General features: G+C 59.8%; 13 protein-coding genes. 10 read left to right on the top strand and 3 right to left on the bottom strand.

The window, feature by feature from the left end; translation table 11 throughout:
* Positions 1 to 82 precede the first annotated feature (82 nt).
* From ABIE18_RS21545 to ABIE18_RS21505, 9 genes are read left to right on the top strand one after another with little or no spacing between them, the layout of a single operon-like run.
* Positions 83 to 1,576, top strand: coding sequence for an aldehyde dehydrogenase (locus ABIE18_RS21545; protein ID WP_499724554.1), 1,494 nt, complete (start codon positions 83 to 85; stop codon positions 1,574 to 1,576).
* 31 nt (positions 1,577 to 1,607) lie between these two features.
* Entirely contained in the window at positions 1,608 to 2,990 is a 1,383-nt protein-coding gene (locus ABIE18_RS21540) for an MFS transporter (protein ID WP_499724553.1), read from the top strand.
* Positions 2,987 to 4,177, top strand: a complete 1,191-nt coding sequence (locus tag ABIE18_RS21535; RefSeq protein ID WP_499724552.1) for an FAD binding domain-containing protein — start codon at positions 2,987 to 2,989, stop codon at positions 4,175 to 4,177. The genes ABIE18_RS21540 and ABIE18_RS21535 overlap by 4 nt, the downstream gene beginning before the upstream one ends.
* Before the next feature lie 26 nt (positions 4,178 to 4,203).
* Positions 4,204 to 4,644 carry a cupin domain-containing protein gene (locus ABIE18_RS21530; protein ID WP_499724551.1) on the top strand — a complete coding sequence of 147 codons (441 nt, stop codon included), beginning with the start codon at positions 4,204 to 4,206 and terminating at the stop codon, positions 4,642 to 4,644.
* On the top strand, positions 4,641 to 5,618 hold the full coding sequence (locus ABIE18_RS21525) for an amidohydrolase family protein (RefSeq protein ID WP_499724550.1): 978 nt from the start codon (positions 4,641 to 4,643) through the stop codon (positions 5,616 to 5,618). The genes ABIE18_RS21530 and ABIE18_RS21525 overlap by 4 nt, the downstream gene beginning before the upstream one ends.
* Positions 5,615 to 6,733: an NADH:flavin oxidoreductase/NADH oxidase gene (locus tag ABIE18_RS21520; protein ID WP_499724549.1), complete on the top strand. Its 1,119-nt coding sequence runs from the start codon at positions 5,615 to 5,617 to the stop codon at positions 6,731 to 6,733. The genes ABIE18_RS21525 and ABIE18_RS21520 overlap by 4 nt, the downstream gene beginning before the upstream one ends.
* Before the next feature lie 52 nt (positions 6,734 to 6,785).
* The gene (locus ABIE18_RS21515; RefSeq protein ID WP_499724548.1) at positions 6,786 to 7,481 is read left to right on the top strand and encodes a VOC family protein; all 696 of its coding nucleotides are present in this window, start codon (positions 6,786 to 6,788) and stop codon (positions 7,479 to 7,481) included.
* A 32-nt stretch (positions 7,482 to 7,513) separates the two neighbouring features.
* A complete protein-coding gene (locus tag ABIE18_RS21510; protein WP_499724547.1) occupies positions 7,514 to 8,821 on the top strand; it encodes an MFS transporter in 1,308 nt (435 codons plus the stop codon).
* A gap of 47 nt (positions 8,822 to 8,868) precedes the next feature.
* The gene (locus tag ABIE18_RS21505; protein WP_499724546.1) at positions 8,869 to 9,144 is read left to right on the top strand and encodes a hypothetical protein; all 276 of its coding nucleotides are present in this window, start codon (positions 8,869 to 8,871) and stop codon (positions 9,142 to 9,144) included.
* A 637-nt stretch (positions 9,145 to 9,781) separates the two neighbouring features.
* Here ABIE18_RS21505 and ABIE18_RS21500 read toward each other — a convergent pair.
* The gene (locus ABIE18_RS21500) at positions 9,782 to 9,982 is read right to left on the bottom strand and encodes a hypothetical protein (RefSeq protein WP_499724545.1); all 201 of its coding nucleotides are present in this window, start codon (positions 9,980 to 9,982) and stop codon (positions 9,782 to 9,784) included.
* A 367-nt stretch (positions 9,983 to 10,349) separates the two neighbouring features.
* On the opposite strand from ABIE18_RS21500, the gene ABIE18_RS21495 reads away from it, so the two are divergent.
* Complete coding sequence (locus ABIE18_RS21495) at positions 10,350 to 10,499, top strand: hypothetical protein (RefSeq protein WP_499724544.1); 150 nt, start codon at positions 10,350 to 10,352, stop codon at positions 10,497 to 10,499.
* Here the strand turns inward: ABIE18_RS21495 and ABIE18_RS21490 are convergent.
* Positions 10,496 to 11,398, bottom strand: a complete 903-nt coding sequence (locus ABIE18_RS21490) for a sugar phosphate isomerase/epimerase family protein (RefSeq protein WP_499724543.1) — start codon at positions 11,396 to 11,398, stop codon at positions 10,496 to 10,498. The two genes, ABIE18_RS21495 and ABIE18_RS21490, sit on opposite strands and share 4 nt — an antisense overlap.
* Positions 11,399 to 11,443: 45 nt before the next feature.
* On the bottom strand, positions 11,444 to 11,662 hold a 219-nt coding region (locus tag ABIE18_RS21485), incomplete at its 5' end, for a sugar phosphate isomerase/epimerase family protein (RefSeq protein ID WP_499724542.1).

The following is an 11,662-nucleotide window of genomic DNA, read 5'->3' as shown; positions in this document are numbered from 1 at the left end:
CTCGATGTGATTTGAATCCCATACTGATAGAGATCCCTATCGAGAACGTCAATGCCGACGTAGGACAAGAAACGAGGCAACCATGATCGAGCACCTTATGTTTATCGACGGGAAGGATGTTCCTGCCGAGAGCAGAGCATCCCTGACCATCTCAAATCCGGCGACGGGACTTCCGATAGCCACTGTGCCGGACGGTGTACGTGTCGACGTCGACAAAGCCGTCGCTGCCGCGCGGGTGGCTTTTGAATCGGGGCCATGGCCTCGCATGAGCCGGACCGACCGGGCCAAGGTCCTGCTGAAGGCAGCAGATGCTCTGGAAGCGGCCAGCGAGTCATTGTTCACGCTCGAAACACAGAACAATGGCCGTCCCATTACTGAGACGCGCGCCCAGTTGTCGCGTGTTCCGGAGTGGTTCCGCTATAACGCAGCCCTTCTCGCCGCGCAACGGGACGCTGTGTTGCCCAGCGATGGTCCGTATTTGACCTACCAAAAGCGCACTCCACTCGGGGTCTGTGGAATTATCACGCCTTTCAACCACCCGGCACTGATCCTCGCTCGAAGCCTTTCCGCTGCTTTGGCCACCGGTAACACAGTCGTGGTGAAGCCGTCGGAGCTGACTCCGCTGACAACCCTTGCCATTGCCAGGATCGTCACGGAGGCAGGCGTTCCGGACGGCGTAATCAACGTTGTCACCGGCGGCCGCGAAGCCGGGATCGGTTTGAGCGAACACGCTTACGTCGCGAAAGTGACACTGACCGGCGGGACCGAGGCCGGACGTTCCGCAGCGGTCGCTACAGCGTCACGGTTTGCACGTATGACCGCCGAACTTGGCGGCAAGACTCCGGTTATAGTCTTCGGCGATTACGATCCGGTGGCTGCTGCCGAGGGCGCCGCCTTCGCTGCCTTCGTTGCCTCCGGGCAATCGTGCGTGGCAGGTGCGCGTTTTCTCGTGCAGCGGGAACGGTATGACGAGTTCGTTGCTGCCTTGGTCGCCAGGGCGAACGCCATCAAGATTGGTGACCCGGCACGGCCGGAGACTCAAATCGGACCGATGATCAGCGACACACAGCGCCGTAAGGTCTTGGATTACATTTCCATCGGTCAAGAAGAAGGCGCACGTCTGGCTGCCGGCGGCAACGTTCCTGAACTGCCGGATGACCTCCGTAACGGGTACTTCCTGCAGCCTACGGTTTTCGCCGATGCGAAGAACAACATGCGCGTAGCCCAAGAAGAGATCTTCGGTCCCGTCGCCGTGGTCGTTCCCTTCGACACGGAAGCAGAAGCCATAGAGATGGCCAACGACAACCGGTTCGGCCTCGGCGCAGCCGTCTGGACCCACAACCTCGCCCGCGGTCACCGGGTGGCGGCAGCCATTGAGTCAGGCATGGTCTGGGTCAATGACCACCATCGACTTGAACCGTCGTTGCCGTGGGGCGGCATCAAGGAATCCGGTGCCGGAAAGGATGCAGGAGCAGAATCCTTCGACGATTTCACTTGGATCAAGACCATCGTCGTACGTACAGCCGACACCGACGTCGACTGGTACGGGTCAGACACCCCCGGGCGTTTGAACTGAGTCACCCGGCATCCTCAGAAGGGAATACAAAGTGATACAGAACAAACAAACTTCGGTGACGCTTGGCTGGCGACAGCAAATCACCCGGGTTCAGTGGTTGGTACTTTTCGGCACCACCATGGGATGGGCCCTCGATGGCTTCGCCGGCAGCCTCTACGCGCTAGTCCTGGGACCGGCCATGACGGACCTTTTGCCGCACTCCGGCATTGTCGTCAATTCAGCGCAAATTGGCGTTTACGGAGGACTGACCGTTGCTCTCTTCCTCGCGGGGTGGGCTACCGGCGGAATCCTGTTCGGTGTGTTGGCAGATTACTTCGGCCGCGTCCGCGTCCTGTCTATCGGCATCCTCACCTATGCAGTCTTCACCGCGGCTGCCGCCTTCGCAGATACATGGTGGCAGCTTGGCATACTCCGTTTCATAGCCGGCCTCGGGTCCGGCGTTGAGGCTCCAGTCGGGGCCGCACTGGTCGCAGAAGTATGGCGCAACAGATACCGTGCCAGGGCCTGCGGCGTCATGATGTCAGGATACGCAGCCGGTTTCTTCATGGCAGCGCTTGCTTACGGCCTGCTCAGTGAACACGGCTGGCGCTTCATGCTGGTCCTTGCTGTTGTTCCCGCGTTTCTGGTGTGGTTTCTGCGACGCTACGTCCCGGAACCGGAAGAGATCAAAGATGTCATCGCCAGGCGTAAGGAACGCAAGGACAAAGCCATGCGCCGACCTGAGGACCAATTTGTTCTCCGCAGGCTGCTGTCGTCACCACATCTGCGGTCGACACTTATCTGTACAGCACTGGCTACTGGGGCCCTTCTCGCCTTTTGGAGCGTTTCTACCTGGTATCCCCAAATCATCCGCGACATGACCGTCGCTGAATCACTGCCAACGCAAGAGGCAAACCACCGCGTTGCCATCTCGTCCATGCTGTTCAACGCCGGCGGAATACTCGGGTACGCGTCTTGGGGCTTCATCGCCGATGCCATAGGACGCAAGAAGGCCTTCCTGGTCAGCTTCCTCATTTCCGGGGCCAGCGTTGCTTATCTATTCCCCTTCGAACACTCCTACACCACGTACCTCATCGTCATTCCCATCGTAGGCTTCGGCCTGTTCGGCGCCCTTTCCGGAAACTTCGTCTACGGACCCGAAATGTTCTCACCGAGCATGCGGGCAAGTGGCATTGCCCTGGCCAACAGCATCGGCCGTTACATCACCGCGGCGGGCCCGCTCGTCGCGGGGGTCATCGCAACCTCATGGTTTGGCGGCAACCTCGGAGTAGCAACGGCAGTGTTGGCCTCCACAGGAATCATCGCCCTCATTGGCCTTTACTTCGCCCCCGAAACCCGCGACGCGGAACTACCCACGGATGCCCAAGCGGGCACCTCCGAAAACCAAACCATATTGAAAGGAATTTCGTCATGAGCGCCTACGAAGGATCGCGCGCACTTGTCATCGGAGGATCGATCGGCGGATTAACAGCTGCCTTGCTGCTCCGCGACCTCGGATTCGAGGTCGACGTCTACGAACGGACACCGACAGACCTGGACGGACGTGGAGGCGGCATCGTTCTTCAACCGGACACCTTGCGATGGTTCCAGGAACGCAGTACCCAGCGGCCCGAGGACGTCAGCACGACAACGAGCTGGGTTCAATATCTCGATGGCGAAAACCGCATCATTGACAGGGAAGCCCGGTCCTGGTCTCACACATCGTGGGGCACCTTCTACCGTGCCTTGCTCTCCGATTTCGGACGGGACCACTACCACCTGGGCGAGTTCGCCTGCGGCTTTGATCAGAACGAGGACTCAGTCACCGTACGGTTCGTCAGTGGCCGGGAAGAAAAGGCCGCACTTGTTGTCATCGCCGACGGCATCACCTCCGCTAACCGGGCTCGAATCGATCCGGATGTCACCCTTGAATACTCCGGCTACATCGGATGGCGCGGAACCGTCGACGAGGCGGATCTCTCGGCAGAAACGGCAAACCTGCTCAATGACGCCGTCACGTACAACGTCGTTCCCCATTCCCAAATCACCATGTATCCCATTCCCAGTGAGAGGGGACTTGGGAGAGGGCAGCGGCTAATGAATTACGTCTGGTACCGCAACGTTCCAGAAGGTCCCGAACTCGATGAAATGCTCCTTAGCAAGCAGGGATTCCCGGGCAAAGTCTCCGTGCATCCCAATCACGTCCAGGACCGCTATGTGAACGAAATGAGGGAGACCGCCTCCCGGATGTTGGCACCTGCCGCCGCTGAACTGGTCACCTCCACAGAATCGCCCTTCATCCAAGTTGTCTGGGATTCCCGGGCATCGAAGATGGCCAGCGGCCGTGTCGCACTCATTGGCGACGCCGCGTGCGCCGCCCGTCCACACGCGGCCGCCGGCACAGCCAAGGCTGCAGCCGACGCATGGGCCCTCAGCGATGCTTTGACGGCCGCGGCAGGCAATATTGCCGAAGCGCTGGAGAAATGGGAGCCGAGCCAGCTCGAACTGAGCAGCAACCTGCTGACCCGTGTGAAAGCCATGGGCGAACGGTCGCAGTTCACGAACACCTGGACCCCTGGCGACCAGGACCTTCGATTCGGCCTTTACGGACCCGGACGTTAAGCACACCCCACAAGAAAGGCTTCACCATGACTACCAACAGCTTTCTGAGCGATCTTCCCCTGGCCGGAACCCTTGTAGGAGAGAATTTCGAAGGATGGTCCGAGGAACTCCACCGGGAGTTCGAAACCCGCGCCTTCGACGGTCAGGTCGGTTCCAAACTGCTGAGCCAGAACGACCGCGTCAGGGTCTGGGAAATCCGTCTCGCCCCGGGTGATCGCTGGCACGCACACCGTCATGTTCTCGATTACTTTTGGACCGCCGTCAACCCTGGCAACAGTCGACAGCACACCCACGACGGCACCACCCGTGATGTCTCCTATTCTGCAGGAGAGACACGGCACTTCCATTTCGGTGCCGGAGAATATCTGCTTCATGACATTGAGAACATAGGCCAGACCGACCTTGTCTTTACCACCATTGAGCACCTTGACTCCGAAAACGAACCGTTGCCGCTGGATGCGGAATGAGCGCCGATTTGATCGACGTTCACGCCCACTGGTTGCCGACGGAGTTGTTCGGGCTTCCCTCTGGCTCTCCTTATGGTGCCATGCGGGACAAGGATGGAGAGTTGTTCCTCGGCGACCTGCCCTTGTCGATCCGGACAGAGGCCATGAGCGATGTAAACGCCATTATCTCGGACATGGACGCGCACGAGATCTCGCTGAGGGCCCTGTCGCCACCACCGTTCGCTTTCGCAGTAAGCTCATCGTCCGAGGACTACATCCATGAGTACAACGCGAGCCTATCCAAAGTGGTCACCGAGTCCACCGGGCGTCTTGCCGGTCTTGGACTGACCCGGCTCGATGATGCGACGGCCGCAGCACGACAGGTCGCCGATATTGCCAACGCCGGTGTTCTGGCAGGGGTAGCCATCCCCCCGATACTGCGGGGAGATTCCCTGGACGTTGGCGTGCTTCGGGCTGTGCTGCAGTCGGCGGCTCAGCATGGGCTGGCAGTGCTTGTTCACCCTATGCAGCTGCCACGTCCTGAATGGTCCTCCTACTACCTCGCGAACCTCATCGGGAATCCCGTGGAGACGGCCACCGCGGTGGCGTCCGGGATCCTCGGAGGCGTCTTGGAACAGTTGCCTGATCTACGGATTTGCTTCGTCCACGGCGGCGGCTGTGCTCCCGCCATTCTGGGACGATGGTCCCACGCGTGGCAGGCCCGGGCGGATGTCCGGGCAGGTAGTTCCATCGATCCGCGGGACCTGTTCCGCTCCGCCTACTTCGACACCGTCACCCACGACCGGAACACACTCGACCTGCTGGCATCGCATGCCGGCGAAGACCGGATCCTCTGCGGAACGGACTACCCGTTCGACATGGCAGAACAAGACCTGCCCGCATTCGTGGACAGAAGCGGTCTGGACCGAGCCACGCTGCAGCGAAGCGGTCAGACCTTCCTGGGCTTAAGAGTACAAGCGACGGAGCCGAGATGACTGAGCTGTTCGACCCCATCACTCTTCGCGGGCTGACAATAGCCAACCGCATTTGGATGTCTCCGATGATGCAGTTCTCTTCCAACCCATCAGGGCCCGAAACGGGAGCAGCAACCGATTGGCATTTCCAGCACTTCGCCGCCCGCGCACTGGGCGGCGTGGGTCTGGCCATGGTCGAAGCAACATCCATCAACCCGGAGGGGAGAAGCAGCGAATACGATTTGGGTCTCTGGAACAGCCGGCAGGCAAGCTCCCACCGCAGAATCATCGATTTCCTCCACGACCACGGGACTGCTGTTGGCATCCAGCTTGTCCATGCCGGCCGGAAGGCATCGACCGGTCGTCCCTGGGCCAGCGGCAGCCATGCAGAGAACCGATGGGACTCCGTGGGACCCAGCACTGAGCCGTTCGGCGCCCTCCCTGCACCGAAGGAACTGACGCGTCCCGCAATAAAGGCTTTGGTGGACGACTTCGCACGGAGCGCTGACCTTGCCCATAAGACCGGCTTTGATGTGCTGGAACTGCACGGTGCCCACGGTTACCTGATACACCAGTTCCTTTCGCCGGCATCCAACTTCCGCACCGACGAATATGGTGGATCCCTCGCTAACCGGATGAGGTTCGCGGTGGAAGTCGTCGACGCCGTAAGGCAGCAATGGCCCGCCGAGAAGCCACTGTTCTTCCGGGTGTCCGCGACCGATTGGCTGGCCGGGGACACCGACGATGAACGCGTTGGTTGGACTAAGGACGAAGCGGTCCTGCTCGCGAAGACCCTCAAAGAGCATGGAGTCGACCTGTTTGATGTCTCCACGGGAGGCATAGTGCCCGACGCGCGGATTCCTGTACGGCCAAGCTACCAAGTGGAATTCGCAGAACAGATCCGCAGGGAAGCGTCCATTCCGACAGCAGCCGTAGGGCTCATTACTGAACCTGACCAAGCCTCCCGGATCATTGGATCGGGCCAGGCCGACGCCGTGTTCCTGGCCCGGGAGCTGCTTCGCAGCCCCAATTGGGCTCGTGAGGCGGCCGCGCAGTTGGGCAACCCGATGGCGTATCCCCACCCCTACGCACGGGCATCCAGGAAATCCGTCTATGCCGCTTCGTCGCGGTCCTGATCGGGACCGCCGGAAAACAACCTTGCAAAACCTCAAACCTAAGGAGCCGTAAGTGATCACACTCGATCACATTGCTGTCTGGTCAAACAACCTCTACCGCACAACCGTGGAACTCAGCCGCGAAACAGGCATCGGCTCCTCCGATGGCGGTTACTTCCCTGGCCTGGGGTTAGGCCAAAAGATCGTCTCGCTGGGAAACCACGTCTACATCGAAGTAGAGAGCATCGTTGACCACCAAATGATCACCGACCGCGCACCCATGGCCCTGGAACTGGAACGCCAAACAGCGTCCGGTGACTGCTTCGCCGGCGTGTGCCTGCGCAGCGACTCCATGGACGAAATCCACGAATTCGCCAAAGGGCACGGAATGTCGCCCATGGAAGGTATTTCCGGTGGCAAAGTCCCCATGGTCCCCTCGGCGGACAAACCACCAATTCCGCACACTCCAGATTTTTGGAACTCCTGGCGGCTGGGAAAGCCGAACATCTACTACGTCCCTGACCTGAGCAGTCATTCGAGCCTGGCACCCATCCAGGAAGGAACCGGCGACGTCAAGGGTGGCGGCGTCACATCCATCGAACTCGGTGGAAGCGAAGCCGACCTTCAGAAGTGGCTGGGCGATGTTGCCAGCACGAAGGAGCTCGGTGTCGACATTTCATACAACGGCGGACCCGACGGACTGTACACGGTCACTTTCGACTCGTCAGTCGGCCCCCAAACCATTCGGCTCAACCCCATCACCCTCTAGGCCCCCGCCTCAGAGCAATAGCAGGAGACAAAATGTCAATAACCATCGCAGACGTCGAAGGGCAACAAAAAGCCCGGAGGGTGCGTCGTGCTGCTATCTCCGGATTCTTTGGCAGTGCACTGGAATACTACGACTTCATCATTTACGGCACCGCCGCAGCCCTTGTCTTCGGAAAGGTGTTTTTCTCCGACATGACCGGCGGAGCGGGGGCCCTGTTATCCATCGCGACCTTCGGCGTCGCTTACGTCGCCCGCCCGTTCGGTGCAATATTCTGGGGCCACATCGGTGACCGCCTGGGCCGCCGACTTGCTCTGATGCTCTCCATCGGCCTGATGGGGTGCGCCACCTTCTTCATCGGCATCCTGCCCTCCTACGAAACTATAGGTTTAACTGCACCAATTCTCCTGGTCTTTCTCCGGCTCCTGCAGGGCATCTCAGCAGGCGGCGAGGTACCAGGATCCAGCAGCCTGACCTTGGAACACGCCCCCGACAGCAAACGAGCGTTCTACACGGCCTTCTCCATGAGCGGCATGCAGCTAGGCATGTCGTTGGGAACGCTGGTCTTCCTGCCCCTTGCCGCGATGCCGCAGGCACAATTGATTTCCTGGGGATGGCGCATCCCGTTCCTCCTCAGTGGCGTCCTGACCATCATCGCCTACCTCATGAGGCGGAACCTTGAAGAACCCGAAGTCTTCAAGGACGTACGCGACGAAGGCAAAACGGACTCCCTGCCAATCGTCACCCTCTTGCGTTACCACTGGAAAGCTACACTCCGCGTAATCATTTGCAGTTGCATCAACGTCGTGGGCACCATTTTCAACGTGTTCACCTTGGCATACGTAACGCAGAACCAGGGAGTGTCCAGCGTCATCATGCTGGTAGCTGTTTCTGTCGGCAACATCGGTGCCGCGGTCATGGCACCAGTAGTGGGCATATGGGCGGATCGTTTCGGAAGACGGCCGGTCTACATTATCGGTGCCTTGGGTGCTAGTTCCACACTGTTCGTCCTCTTCAACGCTATCGACTCGGGCAATGTCGTCCTTCTGCTGGTCGCAGCTGTCCTGGGAATCAGTGTCTTCTACAGCATGGCTATCGGCGTCGGTGCCGCCTACTACGCCGAGCAGTTCCCTTCCAAAGTGCGGTACACGGGGATGGCCGTGGGTCTCATGCTCGGACTGGTGGCGGCGGGTTTTGCCCCGACCATCGCCCAGGCCTTGGGAGCCGGGCCAAGCTCCTGGCAGCCCGCAGTTTGGTTGTGCTTGGCTGTGGGCATCCTTGGCGCTATCGCAGCATCCGCAGGTCCGGAAACCAGCCACAAGACGACTCGGGAGCTCGGATAGCAGCCTCGCCCATACCAGCGCTTGCGTGCCGACGACGGACCAAAACAATGGCCATTTTCAAAGAATCAGAATCATCGCTGGCGGTTGACGCAGACGATCCGCATACCCTGAACGGGGAACTGCGCCGCGCCATCGAAATCGCCGAGCTCGAAGCGCAGCTGATGGGAGGCGCCGGTGTATCGATCACCCAACATGACTACTGGTCCTTCACCGTGACCCCAACATTCGAGGTCCCCTTCGGTCAAAGAACTGAACAGAGGCGATGGCTAACCCAAGCTCAAGGGGACGGAACCGGCAGGTCTGCTACCTCCGGACATGACTGACGGCTTGCCCTCAAAGCCCACCCTGCGGTAATGACATCCCCGCACCGGAACCTCCCGCAACTGGCAACGCGGGAGGCCTGCAAACGCTGGGAACTCGCGAAAACATGCGGAATCCCGGCCAGTACGGGCCAGTTCGAGGCGAAAACTGTGGACATTGTCCACACTTCATTTTTGCTCGATCGAACACCGAAAAATGGGCACTTGACGCGTCCCTGCGCACTCATAGCCCACGCCAGGAAATCGGCGCTGCCGCCTCCGCAGTATTCCTGCTGGACGGTACCTCTTGGTCCGTGTGAAGTCTCCGGTAGGATGAGGCCCCGACGTCCAAGGCGTGACTCCCGCCGGTCGGTAGAACAACTCACAACGCGACGGCACTCACCCGCCAGAACGATGAATAGCTCGACACAGTAGCTGCACCTCCTTCATCTATTACATGGCGGAGACGACACCGAGCATCATGACAAGACCTCCCGGCCCGGCCGACGACAGAACGTCCCTTATCGGCGCTAGCGGGTCACGAAGACTCAGTCTTCTGGCTCTGCGCCGGGTCCGCCCATTCGAGCGCGGCCACAACGCGGGTAGAGGGGCTACATAATAACGACCGGGCTGACCGTTGCACCCGAGCCGCCCACAATCTTCATAGGAGCCGCGGTGTAGAGGTAAGTCCATTGCCCGTCAGAGGAGCAATCGTCGGCAAGTTATCCAAGGCGATGATTTCCGTAAATTCGATGCCGAGGTTAATCATGAGTGCATTGTGCAGCGCAAGGTCAACTCCGCTGACCGGGTCGCGGGTGACCTCGTTGCCGATGCTATCAGTGACCAGGTTAGGTATTTCCATATCTCGGAACCACTCCATTAGCTGCGGGGAGTAAGTCAGCCCAGGTTCTAAGAAGTCGCGGTAGAACTCCGTTTCCTCAGTTTTGTAATAGGAGCCGATCCAGCCTGTGCGAATATGCAGTAATCGCTGGCTGTCTCCTATGGCTGGTCTCGGCCGTTGCCGAATACGTTCCCAACCAACCCAAACTAAGAACTTTGAGGCATCGCCAGTTCGGCTTTGAGGTTGAGCAGGTCTTGGGCCGGCGTCTTCATTATCGTGTCTAGGCACCTGATATGCATGAAGCAACATCGATGTTGGTCAATGATCGAGGGCGGCCCGCCTATCCGAGGCATGCAACCGCGTTCATCGTTGTCCCGGGGCAAGCGACATGGAGAACCCCCATCCAAATATCATTCTCGGCATCGAGGACTGGCAGAAGAAGGGCTACAGCCTTTCCGACGACGCCCCGCAGCTGATAGAGCGTAGCCGCGAATTCATGAACAAACTCCACCCCGGGATTCAAGAACTCGACGGCTAGGGCAAGGCGCCTTGGGTGTTTGCCTTGAGCCATTCTGCTGACATATTGATGCTTTCTTCCGGTGTTGACGTGGTGCCGCGGTCTACTTCGATGACGATCCATCCGTTGAAGTCCTCGGGGAGGGTGGAGAGGATCGGAGCGTAGTCCAGGTCGCCTGTGCCAAGTTCCTTCCATATTCCTTCTTGGACGGTCTGGCGGTAGCTCCATCGTTCTTCGCGGCTCGTGCGGGCGATTTCGGCGTTCAGGTCTTTGATGTGGACCCCTGCAATCCGGCCAGCGTATTCGGCCATGATCTGGGCCGGGTCCGCTCCGGTCCAGGCCAGGTGCCCGATGTCGGGGCCGAAGCCCAATACCTTGTCGTCGATGCTGTCCAGGACATAGCGGGTTTCCACTGCTGTCTCGATCCATGTGCCGACATGTGGGTGGAGAGCGGCAACGCCGCCGGCAGCGGTGATGATTTCTGCTGCTTCCCTCAGGTAGTCCCGGACTCGGGCGAGATGTTCCGGGGTGGAGCCATAGCCGCGGGCAGGGTGCTGTACTCGCAAAGCATCCCGTTCCATGCCCATCGACAGGAAGAGAAGCGGGGTGCCCAGTGCCACGTTGTTCTCGGCCAAGTCCCCTGCCTGGCGCAGCTGCTCATGGCGCACTTCCGGCGTGTCGGACCATTTGAGGTTCACGTAACCGGGTCCTGGTTGGAGTCCGGCAGCTGCGAGGGCAGCCCCGTACGCTTCGGTTGTCTGGTCGGCCGGCACATCGCTTTGGACCGCGGTGAATCCAACAGAGGCAATGTACTGGAGCCGTTCTGCCAACGGGGGGTTCAAGGTGGGGTCGAGCCAGCCGTCGTCGGTGGCCATGTACTGCAGGGGGTTCAGGGCAAATCGTGCCTTGTCGAGGTTCATAACGGTCCTTTGCAATAAATAGATGGGGTGATGCTTTTGTGAGGGCTACTTGCTACTGAACGCTGCGTCGAAGCTGGTTTGCGAGGCGGGGAAGTCGTACTTTTTCAGGGCGGCGAGGGCTTCGGGGGCGCCGTGCAGGCGGTCCATGCCGGCGTCTTCCCATTCGATGCTGATGGGGCCGTTGTAGCCGATCGCGGCCAGGGCGCGGAAGGACGATTCCCAGGGCACGTCCCCGCGTCCGGCGGAGACGAAGTCCCAGCCACG

It is taken from the genome of Arthrobacter sp. 2762 (genome assembly GCF_040548745.1).
Lineage (GTDB): Bacteria > Actinomycetota > Actinomycetes > Actinomycetales > Micrococcaceae > Arthrobacter.
This window is presented reverse-complemented; position numbering and strand designations above follow the sequence as displayed.

Coding starts and splice junctions, on each gene's coding strand:
- ABIE18_RS21545 (WP_499724554.1), top strand. CDS start 83: ATGATCGAGCACCTTATGTTTATCGACGGGAAGGATGTTCCTGCCGAG.
- ABIE18_RS21535 (WP_499724552.1), top strand. CDS start 2,987: ATGAGCGCCTACGAAGGATCGCGCGCACTTGTCATCGGAGGATCGATC.
- ABIE18_RS21530 (WP_499724551.1), top strand. CDS start 4,204: ATGACTACCAACAGCTTTCTGAGCGATCTTCCCCTGGCCGGAACCCTT.
- ABIE18_RS21525 (WP_499724550.1), top strand. CDS start 4,641: ATGAGCGCCGATTTGATCGACGTTCACGCCCACTGGTTGCCGACGGAG.
- ABIE18_RS21520 (WP_499724549.1), top strand. CDS start 5,615: ATGACTGAGCTGTTCGACCCCATCACTCTTCGCGGGCTGACAATAGCC.
- ABIE18_RS21510 (WP_499724547.1), top strand. CDS start 7,514: ATGTCAATAACCATCGCAGACGTCGAAGGGCAACAAAAAGCCCGGAGG.
- ABIE18_RS21505 (WP_499724546.1), top strand. CDS start 8,869: ATGGCCATTTTCAAAGAATCAGAATCATCGCTGGCGGTTGACGCAGAC.
- ABIE18_RS21500 (WP_499724545.1), bottom strand. CDS start 9,982: ATGGAAATACCTAACCTGGTCACTGATAGCATCGGCAACGAGGTCACC.
- ABIE18_RS21495 (WP_499724544.1), top strand. CDS start 10,350: ATGGAGAACCCCCATCCAAATATCATTCTCGGCATCGAGGACTGGCAG.
- ABIE18_RS21490 (WP_499724543.1), bottom strand. CDS start 11,398: ATGAACCTCGACAAGGCACGATTTGCCCTGAACCCCCTGCAGTACATG.